This is a genomic window from Streptomyces sp. NPDC023723 (assembly GCF_040639815.1).
Lineage (GTDB): Bacteria > Actinomycetota > Actinomycetes > Streptomycetales > Streptomycetaceae > Streptomyces.
The window spans coordinates 185,759-200,347 of sequence record NZ_JBFAAP010000008.1 but is presented as its reverse complement, the minus strand read 5'-3'; the positions used below and the strand labels follow the sequence as shown (position 1 = coordinate 200,347).

Annotated in this window: 10 protein-coding genes; 4 read left to right on the top strand and 6 right to left on the bottom strand. The window is 72.6% G+C overall.

From position 1 onward, the window contains the following. Position 1 precedes the first annotated feature (1 nt). Positions 2-2,092 carry an MMPL family transporter gene (locus tag AB0G32_RS12575; RefSeq protein ID WP_361161905.1) on the bottom strand — a complete coding sequence of 697 codons (2,091 nt, stop codon included), beginning with the start codon at positions 2,090-2,092 and terminating at the stop codon, positions 2-4. Positions 2,093-2,331: 239 nt separating this feature from the next. Here AB0G32_RS12575 and AB0G32_RS12570 point away from each other — a divergent pair, with 239 nt between their 5' ends. Beyond that, positions 2,332-3,273 carry an NAD-dependent epimerase/dehydratase family protein gene (locus tag AB0G32_RS12570; protein WP_361161903.1) on the top strand — a complete coding sequence of 314 codons (942 nt, stop codon included), beginning with the start codon at positions 2,332-2,334 and terminating at the stop codon, positions 3,271-3,273. Continuing rightward, entirely contained in the window at positions 3,270-6,803 is a 3,534-nt protein-coding gene (locus tag AB0G32_RS12565; RefSeq protein ID WP_361161901.1) for an aminotransferase class I/II-fold pyridoxal phosphate-dependent enzyme, read from the top strand. The genes AB0G32_RS12570 and AB0G32_RS12565 overlap by 4 nt, the downstream gene beginning before the upstream one ends. Before the next feature lie 61 nt (positions 6,804-6,864). Here the strand turns inward: AB0G32_RS12565 and AB0G32_RS12560 are convergent, their stop codons facing one another. The 5 genes from AB0G32_RS12560 to AB0G32_RS12540 form a co-directional block, all read right to left on the bottom strand. Further along, entirely contained in the window at positions 6,865-7,443 is a 579-nt protein-coding gene (locus AB0G32_RS12560) for a toxin (RefSeq protein WP_361161899.1), read from the bottom strand. Further along, positions 7,440-7,898, bottom strand: coding sequence for a helix-turn-helix domain-containing protein (locus AB0G32_RS12555; protein ID WP_361161897.1), 459 nt, complete (start codon positions 7,896-7,898; stop codon positions 7,440-7,442). The genes AB0G32_RS12560 and AB0G32_RS12555 overlap by 4 nt, the downstream gene beginning before the upstream one ends. 329 nt (positions 7,899-8,227) lie before the next feature. Beyond that, positions 8,228-9,382 (bottom strand): MAB_1171c family putative transporter, encoded by a 1,155-nt coding sequence (locus tag AB0G32_RS12550; protein ID WP_361161895.1) that lies wholly within the window; start codon positions 9,380-9,382, stop codon positions 8,228-8,230. Then, positions 9,379-10,125 (bottom strand): TetR-like C-terminal domain-containing protein, encoded by a 747-nt coding sequence (locus AB0G32_RS12545; RefSeq protein ID WP_361161893.1) that lies wholly within the window; start codon positions 10,123-10,125, stop codon positions 9,379-9,381. Before AB0G32_RS12545 ends, AB0G32_RS12550 begins: the two co-directional genes overlap by 4 nt. Before the next feature lie 101 nt (positions 10,126-10,226). Further along, complete coding sequence (locus AB0G32_RS12540) at positions 10,227-12,041, bottom strand: coagulation factor 5/8 type domain-containing protein (protein WP_361161891.1); 1,815 nt, start codon at positions 12,039-12,041, stop codon at positions 10,227-10,229. 218 nt (positions 12,042-12,259) lie between these two features. Here AB0G32_RS12540 and AB0G32_RS12535 point away from each other — a divergent pair, with 218 nt between their 5' ends. Both AB0G32_RS12535 and AB0G32_RS12530 read left to right on the top strand, forming a co-directional pair. Beyond that, positions 12,260-13,576: a sugar ABC transporter substrate-binding protein gene (locus AB0G32_RS12535; protein WP_361161888.1), complete on the top strand. Its 1,317-nt coding sequence runs from the start codon at positions 12,260-12,262 to the stop codon at positions 13,574-13,576. Then, on the top strand, positions 13,573-14,589 hold the full coding sequence (locus AB0G32_RS12530) for a sugar ABC transporter permease (RefSeq protein ID WP_361161886.1): 1,017 nt from the start codon (positions 13,573-13,575) through the stop codon (positions 14,587-14,589). Before AB0G32_RS12535 ends, AB0G32_RS12530 begins: the two co-directional genes overlap by 4 nt.

Sequence of the window (14,589 nt, the reverse complement as noted above, 5' to 3'; positions counted from 1 at the left end):
GTCACGGAGTGGGCGACAGCTTCCGCTCCTGTTCGGCGGGGGCCGCCGCCGGGGTGCGGGACAGCGGGCCCGGCCACCACACCTTGCGGCCCAGCGCCACGCTCGCGCTGGTCACCAGGTACGTGCGCACCAGGAAGGTGTCGAGCAGCACTCCGACCGCGATCACGAAGCCCAGCTCCACCAGGGTGACCACCGGCATCGCGGTCAGCACCGCGAAGGTGCCGGCCAGGACCAGTCCCGCCGAGGCGATGACCCCGCCGGTGGTGCGCAGCGCGGTGAGCGCGGCGGTGCCCGGGTCCTGGCCGTTCAGGCACTCCTCGCGCATCCGGTGCATCAGGAAGATGCCGTAGTCGACGCCGAGGGCGACGAGGAACACGAAGGACAGCAGGGCCAGCGCCGGGTCGGTGCCCTCGAAGCCGAAGAGCGGCCCGAAGACCAGACCGGCGATGCCCAGCGAGGCGCCCCACACGGCGACCACCGCGGTGAGCAGGATCAGCGGCGCGACCAGGCTGCGCAGCAGGGCGACCAGGATGAGCAGGACGGCGGCCAGCACGATCGGCACCACGATGACGCGGTCGCGGTCGTTGGTCTCCTTCAGGTCGAGCTGCTCGGCGCTCAGGCCGCCCACGTAGGCGTCCTGGCCGTCGAGTTCGGCGCGCAGCGCCTCGATCGTGGCGGTCTCGCCGGAGGTCTGCGGCACCGAGTCGGTGATGACGGAGATCTCGGTCCAGCCGCCGCTGCTGCGCCCGCGTTCCGCGCTCTCCACCCCGGCGGTCGCCCGCACGGTCCGCATGACCTCGGCGGCCCGGTCGGTGGCCGCGGCGATGACCAGGGGTTCGGTGCCCCGGTCGGGGAACGCCCCGGCGAGCGTCTGGGTGGCGACGATCGACTCGGGCGTCTCGGTGTAGGAGTCCTCCTGCTTGAGGCTCTCGGGCAGGCTGAAGGCGCCGAGCGCGAGCGCGCCGAGCAGTACGGCACCGGAGGCCAGCACCGTCAGCGGCCGGCGGCCGGCGGAGCTGCCCATCGCGGAGAACAGCGAGCGGCGGGCCTTGGGCCGGGAGCCGTAGACGGGCACCGACGGCCAGAACACCCGCCGGCCCAGCAGCACCAGGACGGCCGGCAGCAGGGTCATCATGGCGGCCAGCGCGCACAGCACGCCGAGGGCGCCGAGCGGGCCCATGCCGCGGCTGCTGCCGAGGTCGGCGAAGAGCAGGCAGAGCAGACCGACCGCGACGGTCCCGGAGGAGGCCAGCACGGCGGGGCCGCAGCCGCGCAGGGTGGCCCACATGGCGTCGTAGGGCTGTGCGGCGCGGCGCAGTTCCTCGCGGTAGCGGGCGACGATGAGCAGGGCGTAGTCGGTGCCCGCGCCGAACACCAGGATCGTCATGACGCTGGAGCTCTGGCTGCTGATGGTGGTGTCGAAGAGCTGGTTGAGGCCGTAGGCGGCGCCCATCGACATGAAGTCGGCGATGCCGGCCACCGCGAGCGGCACCAGCCACAGGAACGGGCTGCGGTAGATGAGGATCAGCAGGATCGCCACGACGGCGACGGTGGTGTACAGGACCGGGCCGCCCACCGAGCCGTAGAGTCCCCGCGCGTCGGAGGAGATGGCGTCGGGGCCGCCGACCCGCACGTCCAGGCCGTCGCCGCCGCGGGTCACCTCCCGCACGTCGGCGACGAAGGCGTCCCGTTTCTCGTCGTCCTGGCCGGGGGTGGTGGTGCTGACCGGATACATGACGGTGCTGCCGTCCTCGGACGTCACCGCCCGCGGGGTGCCGGTCAGTTCGAACTGCCCGTCGATCCGGGTGATCTGTGCGGCGGCCGTGGCCCTGTCGGTCCCGGTGAGGGCGCCGTCGCGGTGGTAGACCACGACGATCGAGGTCGCCTCGCCGCCCGGCATCGCGTCCTGGATCTTGGCGACCTGGGTGGAGTCGGCACTGGTCGGCAGGTAGTCGACCGCCCGGTTCACCTGTACGTCGCCGAGTTTGGTCGCGAACGGCGCGACGACCGCGAGCAGGACGATCCACAGACCGAGCACCGCCCAGGGCAGGGCCTTGCGGCGCATGCCGCTCTTGCGCTCAACGCCTCCCATGCGGGGGCCTCCTTAGATTCCTATTTATTCGTTAGCTATCGATGTTAATGGACGGGCTCCAGTCTTGGGGGAACGGACGGCGAATTCGTCGCGCGGCAGGGGGAGTTGCCGGATACTCCCCAGGGAGGCGGTCGGCCGGGCCTACTCCCCGGGGAGTAGTGGAAGGCCCCGGAGTCCGTGTGGCATGCTCGTGACATGTCTGGCGCCGCGCGGGCGGGCCCGCACGCTAGGGTGCGCGCGTGAATCCTCAAGTCGTCATTGGATCAGGGCCCGCCGGTGCCGCCACCGCGCGGCTGCTGGCCGAACAGGGCCACCCCGTACGTGTCGTCACCCGGTCGGGCCGGGAACCCGAACCCGGCATCGAGCACATCGCGCTGGACGCCGCCGACCCCGCGGCGCTCACCGACGCCGTGCGCGGCGCGAGCACCGTCTACGGCTGTGCCGCACCGCCGTACCACCGCTGGGCCGACGACTGGCCGCCGCTGGCCGCGTCGCTGCACACGGCGGCCGAGGCGACCGGCGCCGTCCTGGTCATGCTGGGCAACCTGTACGGATACGGGCCGGTGGACGGCCCGCTGACCGAGGACCTGCCGCCGGCGGCCACCGGCCGCAAGGGCCGGGTGCGCGCCGCCGTCTGGGAACGCACCCGCGAACTCGCCGAACAGGGCCGGATCAAGGCGGTCGAGGTACGGGCCGCCGACTTCTTCGGCCCCGGCGTCACCGACGGCGGCCACCTGGCCGCCCGGGTGATGCCCCGGCTGCTGCGCGGCAAGCCGGTCTCCGCCCTCGGCGACCCGGACACCCCGCACAGCTGGAGCTATCTGCCCGACGTGGCCCGCGCGCTGGTCGAGGTCTCGGGCGAGGAACGCGCCTGGGGCCGGGCCTGGCACCTCCCGAACCAGCCCGCGCTGTCCACCCGGCAGATGGTGGACCGCCTCGCCGCCCAGGCGGGCACCGCACCGGTCGCGGTCCGCGGCCTGCCGCCGGCCGTGCACGCCGTCGCCGCGGTCTTCTCCCCGCTGCTGCGCGAACTGCGCGAGGTCCGCTATCAGTTCGACCGGCCCTTCGTCGTCGACTCCAGCGCCTACGAGGCCGAGTTCGCGCTGCGGGCCACCCCGCTCGACGAACAGCTGAGGGCGACCGTGGACTGGTGGCGCGCGCGAGTGGGGGACACCCCATGAGACCCGAGACCACCCACCCCCCGGCAGCCACGCCCCGGGCACGCCACGACGACGTCGCCATCGTGGGCATGGCCTGCCGCTTCCCCGGCGCGGCGGACCTGAACCAGTACTGGCGGCTGCTCACCGACCCCCGGCCGCAGTTCACCCGGGTACCCGACGAGCGGTGGCGGTCCGCCGCCTTCCTCGGGGAGTCCTTCCGGGACGCCTCGGCCGCCTACACCGACACCATGGCGCTGCTGCCGGACGTGGGCCACTTCGACGCCGCCCACTACGGCATCCCGCCGCGCCGGGCCCGCGCGATGGACCCGCAGCACCGGCTGCTGATCGACCTGGCCCGCGAGGCGGTGCAGGACGCGGGCTGGGAGGCCGAGGGCTTCGACCGCGAGGAGACCTCGGTGATCACCGCGCTCACCGAGAGCGGGTACCGGGAGATCAGCACCCTCCAGATCCGGATGCGCCAGCTGGCCGGCGGCGAGTTCGGGACGGGAACCACCGACACCGGGGCGCTGGAGATGGTCCGCGCGGTCGACCGGCTGCACGGCACCTCCGTCGCCGGACTGCTGCTCAACATGGGCCCCAACACGGTCAGTTCGGTGCTCGATCTGCACGGCGAGAGCTACGCGCTGGACGCGGCGTGCTCCGGCGGGCTGATCGCCGTGGCCAACGCCGTGCACGCGCTGCGGGCCGGCCGCAGCCGGATCGCCCTGGCCGGCGGCGCCCAACTCGTGCTGACCCCCGACCTGTTGATCGGACTGTGCCGGATCGGCGCGATCTCGCGCAGCGGCCGGTGCCTGCCGTTCGGCGCGGACGCCGACGGCTTCGTGCTCGGCGAGGGCGCCGGCATCCTGGTGCTGCGGCCGCTGACCGACGCGCTCGCGGCCGGCGACCGGGTCTACGCGGTGATCCGCGGCGTGGGCACGGCCAACGACGGGACCGTGCAGGGCGGCATGCATCCGCAGGCCGCCGGTCAGCTGCGCGCCCTGCGCCGCGCCTACCGGGACGCGGACCTCGCCCCGGACGCGGTGGGCTACCTGGAGGCGCACGGCACGGCGACCACGGTCGGCGACCCGGTGGAGATCGGTGCCCTGCGCGAGCTGCGCGGAGCGGACGGCGCGCCCGCCTACCTCGGCGCGGTCAAGGCGGTGGTCGGGCACTCGCTCGCCGCCGCGGGCCTGGCCGGGCTGATGAAGGCCGCCCTGGCCGTGCACCGCGGACTGGTGCCGCCGCAGCCCGCGTTCGGGCTGACCGGTGCCGCCGGGCTGGACGCGGCCCGCCTGACCGTCCCGACCCGCGGCACCCCGTGGCCGGACGCCGGGCAGCCGCGCCGGGCGGGCGTCAGCGCCTTCGGCTTCGGCGGCACCGGCGTCCACCTGGTGCTGGAGGAGTGCGCCACGCGGCCGGCCCGCCCGGAGCGGGACGAGGCGCCGCAGCTGCTGGTGCTCACCGCCCGGGACCGGTCCGGACTGGCCCGGCACGCCCGCGAGGTGGCCCGGGCCATCGCCGACGACAAGCCGTCGCCGGCCGAGGTGGCCGACACCCTCGCGCGCCGCACCCCGCTCGCCGAACGGCTGGCCGTGGTCGCCGAGGACGCCGCCGACGCCGTAGGCAAACTGACCCGCGCCGCCGAGGCGGTGGCGGCGGGCCGTACCGGAGAACTCGCGCCCGGCGTACGGTCGGGCACCGCACGCCCCGGCGAGCCCGCGCCGGCCACCCCCCCGCGGCCGGCGCCCGCCGAGTCCCGCACCGCCGCGTTGGACCGGCTCGCGGAAGTCGCGCTGACCGCACCGGAGTTGCCGCCCACCGGGCAGCGCGTACCGCCACTGACGCTGCCGCCGAGCCCGCTGGCCCCGCGCCGGCACTGGGTACTGGACGAATCCGCCCGCGCGCCCGCACCCACCGTGCCCCGCCAGGCGGGCGCGCCCCGGGTGGAGTCCGTGCACCCGGCGCCCCGGCCGCGGGACGTACCCGGTGCCGGGCCCGCGCCCGTCCCGGCCGGTGTCCCCGGCACCCCCACCGCGTCCGTCGCCGCCGGCGTCGTACTCGAAGAGGTGGCGCGGGTCGGGGTGTTCCCGCCGTCCGACGTCGCGGAGCGGATGGCCCTCGGTGCCGATCTGGGATTCGACTCGCTGATGCTGGAGGAGCTGGAGGTCGGCATAGGCAAGCGAATACCGGGCTTCCGCACCGAGGAGATGTACACCCCCGGCCTCACCGTGCGGCGGCTGATCGACCTGGCCGCCGCGCACCGCGGTGAGCGGCCGGTCCCCGGCGGACCGCCCGGGCCCGCGCCGGCCGCGGCCGCCCCGCGGCCACCCCAGTGGGATGCCGACAGCTCCCGCGTCGACGACTTCCCCGAGCTGCGGCAGTTCGAGGAACGCTTCCACGCGATCGCGGACAGCGGGGCCGGCTATCCCTACTTCCGCGTCCACCAGGGCAACATCCGCGACACCACGGTGATCGACGACCGTCCCTACCTGTCCTTCGGCAGCTACAACTACCTCGGCCTGTCCGGCCATCCGGCGGTGAACGAGGCCGCGCGCCGCGCGGTGGACCGGTACGGGACCTCGGTGTCCGCCAGCCGTGTGCTCTCCGGCGAACGCGAGCTGACCGTGCGCCTCGAAGGCGCGCTGGCCGGTTTCCTCGGCACCGAGGACTGCGTGGCCCTGGTGAGCGGCCACGCCACCAACGTCACCGCGGTCGGACACCTGGTCGGCCACGGCGACCTGGTGCTGCACGACGCGCTCGCACACGACAGCATCCTGCAGGGCTGCGCGCTGTCCGGCGCCGCGCGCCGCCCGTTCGCGCACAACGACATGGGCCAACTGGAGCACCTGCTGCGGGTCAACCGGGCCCGGTTCCGGCGGGTCTTGGTCGTCGTCGAGGGCGCCTACAGCATGGACGGCGACCTGGTCGACCTGCCGGCCGTGATCGAACTGAAGCGGCGCTACGGCGCCCTGCTGATGGTGGACGAGGCGCACAGCATCGGCACGGTCGGCGAACACGGGCGCGGGGTCGGGGAGTTCTTCGGCGTCGACCGGTCCGGCGTGGACGTGTGGATGGGCACCCTGTCCAAGGCGTTCGCCAGTTGCGGCGGTTATCTGGGCGGCTCGGCCAGGATGGTGCGGTGGCTGCGGCACACCCTGCCGGGCTTCGTGTACAGCGTCGGACTGACCCCGGCCAACGCGGCGGCGGCGCTGGCCGCCACCGAGCTGATCGGCGCCGAACCGGAGCGGGTACGGGCCCTGCGGCGCAACGCGGACCTCTTCCGCGCCCTGGCCACCGGGGCCGGGCTCGCCACCGGCGTCAGCGCCCACACCCCGATCGTCCCGTGCCTGCTCGGCGACTCCGCCCGCACCCTCCGGGTCGCCGACCGGCTCTACGACCGTGGCGTCGTCGCCGACCCGATCTTCCACCCCGCCGTGGAGGAGGGCCTGGCCCGGCTGCGCTTCTTCGTCACCAGCGAGCACCGCGAGCAGGACATCCGGCGCGTGGTGTCGGTGCTGGCCGAGGAGGTGGCCGCGGCCGGGGGATGACCGGTGCGTCAAGGTCCGCATCTCAGGTCCGCATCTCAGGTCCGCGGCTCGGATCCGCGGCTCAGATGAGGGTGCGTTCGATCCGGCTGAGCACGGCGTTCCCGTCCGTGCCCCCGCCTTGGCCGGATTCCTCCACCGGCGGTGCGCCCTTGGGGTCCCGGGTGCTGCCCACCCGCTGGGAGAGCAGGTAGGCGATGATCTCCGCCTCCTGTTCCTGGACGTCGTCGTAGGTGGCGCGCAGGAGCATGTCGCGCACGAGATCGGGGTCGAGGTTGGGGAAGAGGAGACGGGCGGTCGTCTCGTCCAGCCAGCCGGCGCCGCGGTGGCAGCAGATGATGTGTCCCAGCTCGTGCAAGATGATGTGCTCCTGATGCGCGCCGGTGGTGTTGGCGTCGTAGAAGATGAGGTCCTCGTCGCGGGCGGCGACCCACATGCCGCACGGGTGCGAGGCCGGCATCTGCATCGGCACCAGGGTGATCGGCCGGCCGCGGACGGTGCCGAGGTGCCGGCAGAGCTCGGCCACGTCGGCCACGTCCGGCAGGCCGAGGGCGGCGATCCGCTCGGCACCGGCCTTGCGCAGTTTCTTGAGCTGGCTGCGGCGGTCCGGCTCGGCCGGCCGGCTCTTCCGGAAGGCTCTCATCGCGCCGGCCGCCCGCCCTCCGGCTCGGGGGCATCGGTGACCGGGGGCAGCCCCTGCAACTGCCGGTACTGGTCCATGATGGCCGTGATCGCCTGGAGGTTCTCCCGCTTCATGCCGGCCGCGCGCATCGCCACGGCGCGCACCCCCGCCTGCCGCAGCGCCTCGACGGCGGCCAGCTCGCCCAGTACCGACTCGGCGACCTCGTCGTCGAAGAAGTAGGCGACCGACACACCGAAGAACCGCGCCAGGGCGGCCAGCAGGTCCGGCGAGGGGTTGGAGCGCTTGCCGGTACGCAGCTGCGACAGGTACACGCCGCCGACCTTGAGGTCGGGGTTGTGGCGCTTGAGTTCCTCCGCCACCTCGGCGTTGGTCCAGTGCCTGCCCTTGGGGCGGACCGTCTTGAAGAGGTCCTCCAGACGCGTGGCGAGCAGCGGTCGGTCGTCGGGCTCGGTCACGGGTGGTCCTCCCTCCGGCGCCCCTCGGATATGCCCTTGGCTATCCGCCAGTTTTCCAGATTAGCTGGCAGTTGACAATTGGGCATGTCTCCGCCAACGTGGGAGCGCGCCGATAGCTGGCAGTTAACTCGGTCCACGGGGGTGGCCGAGTTGGTTTCCGGCGGTGTCGGCCCGACCGGTCCTCGGGGGTGGGCCGGTCCGGCCGGGCCGGGCGAACCGCTCGGCCCGGCCCCATCGACGGACGGGTCACGAGGCTGGGCGGGACCGGACCGGGCCGAGCAGTAAAAGGCCCGCCCGGTCCGACGGGGGAACGGACCGGGCGGGAGCTCTCAACCCACCTTGCTGAGCTTACGGTAGGCGGTGGCGACTTGGGTGAGCCAGGCGGTCTCCGCGGCGAAGTTGTCCGAATCACGATCTTCGAAGTCCGCGGCGTCCATGTTGTCCTCCGGGACCGTGCCCGCCCGCTTGGCGTGCAGCGCCTGCCGGATCCGGGCCGCCTCGGCGAACGCCTGCCGGGACTCCGCGCTCGCCTCGGCACCTGGCCCGTCCGCGCCGTTCACCCTGCGGTCGATGTAGGGCCGGAGGTCGCGCCAGCCGTCCCGGATCTCCACCACCCGCCGGTGCAGCCGGTAGTCGAGGTCGGAGACCGCGGACCCGGGCGGCTCCAGGACGATGTCCGGGGAGGACTCGTACAGATCCCGCCAGAGCGGATACAGCACCCGGTAGGAGCGGTAGTTGTCCGCCCAGTCCAGCAGCCTGACGGCCGGCCCGCCCCAGGACGGCTTCGTCAGGCTGATCGAGAGGATGGCGATGCCCGCCGCGCTGAACAGGTTGGAGGCGAGCGTCCAGGCGCCGATGTCCAGGCCCGCCGCGGCGGTCAGGATGTTGACCGTCCGGGCCGTGCAGTACAGGAACAGGACCACCGCCGCCACGGACAGCAGCCGCAGCGCCTGCCGCAGCGAGGGCTTGTCGGTCATCCGGGCGTACGGGCCGCACTGCCGGAAGATGGTGACGCAGGGCACCGCCTGGGAGACGATGAACAGCAGCAGGTAGGTCAGCACCAGGGGCCGGCCGCTGCCGGTGTCGAAGTCGGAGGCCGGCCGGCCGGTGCCGTCGGCGACCAGGAAGAGCACCGTCAGCAGCACGTCCAGGGCGATGCCGGTGACCAGCCAGTACCGGCTGCGGCGGGCGGCCTCGGCCTCGGAGGCCGCCCAGTGCAGCAGGATGATCTGCGCGCAGACGCAGAAGGCCACCGCCGACAGGTGCATCAGCAGGATGGCCAGGTTGCCGACGCCCAGCAGCGAGCCGTCGCCCATGGCCACGGCGCCCATGGTGAAGGTGAGGCACTGGAGCAGCAGCGTGGCCACCAGGATGCGGTAGGCGCTGTCCCGCCGGTTGCGCCGCACCTGGCCCAGCCGGTAGCCGAGCGCGGCGTACGAGGACAGCGCCGCTATGGCGAAGCAGAGCGTTCTGATGGTGTTCACGGTCCGTCGGTGTTCCCACCCGTGCTTCTGCCCGCGGGGACGTCGAGCCCGATGCCCTCGGCCACCACGGCGACGGCGAAGTCGAAGAACGTCTCCTCGTCACTGACGCTGTCGTGGGTGCGGCTGAAGACCTGGAACACCAGCAGCCCGATCAGCCCGCTCCACAGCACGATGCCGCGCTCCACCAGGTCGGTGTACGGAGCGCCGGGTGTGCCGCCGAAGAGCGCCACGGCCTCCGGCCGCAGCAGCGGCGGACCCGGCACCGTGCGCCGGGGCGGGATCAGTTCACCGGCCTCCAGCGCGGACCGCACGATGCCGGCCAGCACCGCGGGGGTGCGGGAGGCGGGCGGCACGGTCTCCTGCGGGGCGTGGTAGCCGGGCACCGGCGAACCGTAGACCAGCGTGAACTCGGCGGTGTTCGCGAAGGACCACTGCCGCAGCGCCCGGGCGACCGCGAGCAGCCGCGCGCCCGCCGGCGCACCGGCGGCCAGGGCGTCCCGGTCGGCCTGTTCCAGCGCGGCGCCGGACGCGTCGTAGGCGTCGACGAGCAGCGCGGTCAGCAGGTCGTCCCGGTGCGGGAAGACGGCCGCCACCTCGGCGCGGGACAGACCGCAGGCGTCGGCGACGGCGTCCAGGGACAGCCCGCCGGCCCCCAGCGTGTCCAGCAGTCGGCGGGCGGTGGACTTGATGGCCGCCGTGGGCCCGACGGTCGCGTCGGCGGCGGGACTCGTTCCGGATTCCATGGTCGAACCGTACCGGTCGGTCACCATGTCCGGATCAAAATGCGCCGGTCCGCGAAGGGGCCGGCCCGCCGCCGGGCCGGCCCGGTCTCACGACGGCCGCGTCACGGGTACGACACCACCGTCGAGGGCACGGTCGACGTCCCCGACGTCGGCGATCCGGTGTCGTTGATGACCCGCTCGTACTGCCCGTTGCCGCCCAGCGAGACGACCAGCAGGCCGTGGAAGCGGACCCCGGAGCGGTTCGGGGCGGCGAAGCCGTGGTGCTGGACGATGGTCGGGGCGACGTTGTAGTAGCAGTAGCTGCCCAGTCCCCAGCCCTCGTGCTCGGTCACGTTGTCGCCGACCTTGTACGCGGCGTACCCCTTGACCGACCCGTTCTGGATCGCGGCCTGGTTGGGGGCGTCGTACGCCTTCTCGTTCTGGAAGAAGACGGTCCGGCCGCGCTGGCCGTTCCACTGCACGTCGTACTTGTTGAAGTGCTCCACGAACAGGCCGGTGATCAGCACGTCGTCGCCGTTGACGACGAGCCCGTAGTCGGCCCGGTTGGTCTCCCAGCCGACGCCCTCGCCGTGGTCCGCGCGCCAGATCCAGGTGTGGTCGACGATGGTGTGCCGGCTGTTGATCACCATGCTGGTGGTGGCCTTGCCGGCGCCCGCGCCGCCGATCCGCACGAACACGTCCTGCACGGTGGCCGGGTTGGCCGAGTGGTCGCGGGTGGCGCCCTGCGGGCCGACCTCCAGCAGCACCGGGGAGTTGACCGGCCCCGCGTCGATCAGGAACCCGGCCAGCCGTACGCCGTCCACGTCGGCGGTCTTCAGCGCCGTCACCCCGTTGTCGGGGATCAGGGTCGCGTACCCGAGGCCGAGCACCACGGTGCCCGCGCGGTTCACCTCCACCGGCCGGTCCAGGTGGTAGATCCCCGGCGTCAGCAGCAGGTGCAGGCCCTGCGCCAGCGCCTCGTTGAGGGTGGCCGCCGTGACGCCCGGTCTGGCGACGTAGAACTGGCTCAGCGGCAGGGAGGTGCCGCGCGGCGTGCCGCTGCCCCACGACACCCCGCGGGCGTTGGTCCGCTTCTCGGGGAGGAAGACGCGGTACTCGCTGCCGCTGAGGTACAGGAAGGGCTTCTCGCGGGAGACGGGGGTGGTGTTCAGGGTGGTGTACGGCGGGTTCGGGAAGCTCTGCGCGGGGGCGCCCTCGACCCCCGAGAAGACCATGTTCCACACCGCGTTGAGCCAGCCGCCCACCGCACTGTCCCGGGTGTACCACTGCTGCTGGGAGTAGGGACCGACCTGGCCGTCGATCCGGCTGTCCGCGATGTAGCCGCCGCTCGCCCAGCCGTAGCCGGCGGGGGCGAGGTTGAGGCCGCCGCGCACATGCATCCGGCGGAACGGGGCCGCCTGCGACACCGCCCAGCGGTTGGTGCCGTTGACCGGGACCAGGGCGAGGTTCTCCGCCGAACGCCAGAAGTTCTGGGTGGCGTTGCCGCTGAACCAGCCGGCGTCGACCGTGACGTCCCCGTTGATGGTGGTGTCGTCGGGGGAGAGGCCGAGCCCGGAGATGGAGGTGTAGAAGCCGATCTGGGCGTTGAGGCCGTTGTACGTGCCCGGCTTGAACAGCAACTGGTAGCGGCCGGTGCCGAACTGGGCCGACTCCTGCTGCCGGAAGATCTCGTCGAGCTTCGCCTGGATGCCGGGGGTCGACGGGTCGAAGACGATGACGTTCGGGCCGAGGTCGCCGCCGCCGGGCAGGGCGGCCAGGGACTTCTTCGGGCCGGTGGCGGGGGCGGCGGGGGCGGCGGCGGCCGGGGTGGCGGACAGCCCGGCGAGCGCGGGGGCGGCCGCGGCGGCGGCGCCGAGGACGGCTCTGCGGCCGGGGGCGGGACGAGGCGGTACGGGGGACGGCACGGGGGATGGCATGGGGCGGCTCTCCTGTCGGTCTGTTCAGTAAGTGAACGGCGGGGGAGGAGGGAGCGCTCTCTCGGCGAGGAATGCTTCAGCCTTCCGAACGCGGCCGTCAAGGGGCGGGACAGAGTTCGACGAGTGGTGCGCGAACCCTTGACGAGCCCATCTCTCAGGGTTTAACTCACGTCCTAAATTAAGTCGTGAGTGCATTCCGTGAAGGGACCCGAAGTGCCATGCGCAGCATCCGAGCCGCGGCCGCAGGCGCCGTCACCCTGTCTCTCGCCCTCGCCGCCTCGGCCTGCGGCGGCGGTTCACCGACGGGCGGCGGGTCCGACGGCGCGCCGAAGACCCTGACCTACTGGGCCTCCAACCAGGGCGCCAGCGTCGAGATCGACAAGAAGGTCCTGCAGCCCGAACTCGACAAGTTCGAGAAGCGGACCGGCATTGAGGTCAAGCTGGAGGTCGTGCCCTGGTCCGACCTGCTCAACCGCATCCTCACCGCGGCCACCTCGGGGCAGGGCCCCGACGTCCTCAACATCGGCAACACCTGGAGCGCCTCGCTCCAGGCCACCGGCGCCCTGCTGCCCTGGGACGCGGCGAACTTCGACAAGATCGGCGGCAAGGACCGCTTCGTCGCCTCCGCCCTCGGCTCCACCGGCGCCCAGGGCAAGGACCCGGCGGCGGTACCGCTGTACTCCCTGGCGTACGCGCTCTACTACAACAAGCAGATGTTCGCCGACGCCGGCATCAGCAAACCCCCGGCCACCTGGGACGACCTGGTCGCGGCGGGCCGGCGGCTGTCCAAGGACGGCAAGTGGGGCCTGGGCGCCGAGGGTTCCAACCCGTCGGAGAACATCCACCACGCCTACGTCTTCGTCAAACAGCACGGCGCCGACTTCTTCACCGCCGACGGCAAGGCCGACTTCACCGGCGACGCGACCGTGGCGGCCGTCAAGCAGTACGTCGACCTGATGGCCAAGGACAAGATCATCGCGCCGGGCAACGCCGAGTACGCGCAGAACCAGTCGGTCAGCGACTTCGCCAAGGGCAAGAACGCCATGCTGCTCTGGCAGACCGCCACCGCCAACCTCGAGTCCCAGGGCATGGCCGAGGACGCCTACGGCATCGCGCCGGTCCCGGTCCAGTCGGGCACCCCCGGCACCGGTACCGGCGTCAACTCCATGGTGGCCGGCATCAACCTGGCCGTCTTCAAGAACACCGACAACCTCACCGGCGCCACCGAGTTCGTGAAGTTCATGACCGGCGACGAGGAGCAGAAGATCCTCAACAAGGCGTACAGCTCCATACCACCGGTCAAGGCCGCCCAGTCCGACCCCGCCTTCAACACCCCGGCCAACGCGGTCCTCAAGGACACCCTGGCCAAGAGCGCCGTCGCGCTGCCGCAGGTGCCCGCCGAGTCCCAGTTCGAGACGGCCGTCGGTACGGCGATCAAGGAGTTGTTCGCCGACGCCGCCGCCGGACGCGCGGTCACCACCGCGTCGGTCGAGGCCAAGCTGGAGAAGGCCCAGCAGCAGATGCCGGCGGAGTGAGCACCGTGACGACCACCGCTCCCGAACAGGCCGGCGGCCGGGCGGACAACGGCGCCGCCCCGGCCGGTCCGGCGGCGGACCGCCGCCGGCGCCGCCCCGGCCGGCTCCGCCGCGTCTCCCTGCCCTACCTGCTCCTGCTGCCCGCCCTGCTCCTCGAACTCCTCGTCCACCTGGTGCCGATGGTGGTCGGCGTCGTGATGAGCTTCAAGGAACTGACCCAGTTCTTCATCCGGGACTGGGGCACCGCCCCCTGGTCCGGCCTCGACAACTACCGGGTCTCCGTCGACTTCGACACCCCGGTCGGCGAAGACCTGCTGCACTCCTTCTTCGTCACCGTCGCCTTCACCGTCACCTCGGTGGGCCTGTGCTGGCTGATCGGCACGGCGGCGGCGATCTGCATGCAGGACACCTTCCGGGGCCGCGGCCTGCTGCGCGCCCTGTTCCTGGTCCCGTACGCGCTGCCGGTCTACGCGGCCGTCATCACCTGGGTCTTCATGTTCCAGCACGACAACGGCCTGGTGAACCACGTGCTGCACGACCAGCTCGGCCTCACCGACCAGCCCTCCTTCTGGCTGATCGGCGACAACGCGTTCGTCGCGCTGCTCACCGTCTCGGTCTGGAAGGGCTGGCCGTTCGCCTTCCTGATCGTCATGGCCGGCCTCCAGAACATCCCCGGGGAGCTGTACGAGGCCGCCGCCCTGGACGGCGCCGGCACCTGGCAGCGAATCCGCCGCATCACCCTGCCGTCGCTCGGCGCGGTCAACCAGGTGCTGGTCCTGGTGCTGTTCCTGTGGACGTTCAACGACTTCAACACACCGTTCGTCCTCTTCGGCCGGAGCGCTCCGGGCTCCGCCGACCTGATCTCCGTCCACATCTACCAGGAGTCGTTCGCCACCTGGAACTTCGGCCGCGGCGCCGCGATGTCGGTCCTGCTGCTGCTGTTCCTGCTCGTCGTGACGGGCGTCTACCTGGCCGTCACCGCACGCCGCCGGAGGGTCCATGTCCGTGCCTAG

Bases quoted from the DNA above. Each gene is read 5' to 3' on its own strand.
- AB0G32_RS12565 (WP_361161901.1), top strand. From the start codon at position 3,270: ATGAGACCCGAGACCACCCACCCCCCGGCAGCCACGCCCCGGGCACGC.
- AB0G32_RS12540 (WP_361161891.1), bottom strand. From the start codon at position 12,041: ATGCCATCCCCCGTGCCGTCCCCCGTACCGCCTCGTCCCGCCCCCGGC.
- AB0G32_RS12575 (WP_361161905.1), bottom strand. From the start codon at position 2,092: ATGGGAGGCGTTGAGCGCAAGAGCGGCATGCGCCGCAAGGCCCTGCCC.
- AB0G32_RS12545 (WP_361161893.1), bottom strand. From the start codon at position 10,125: ATGGAATCCGGAACGAGTCCCGCCGCCGACGCGACCGTCGGGCCCACG.
- AB0G32_RS12535 (WP_361161888.1), top strand. From the start codon at position 12,260: ATGCGCAGCATCCGAGCCGCGGCCGCAGGCGCCGTCACCCTGTCTCTC.
- AB0G32_RS12560 (WP_361161899.1), bottom strand. From the start codon at position 7,443: ATGAGAGCCTTCCGGAAGAGCCGGCCGGCCGAGCCGGACCGCCGCAGC.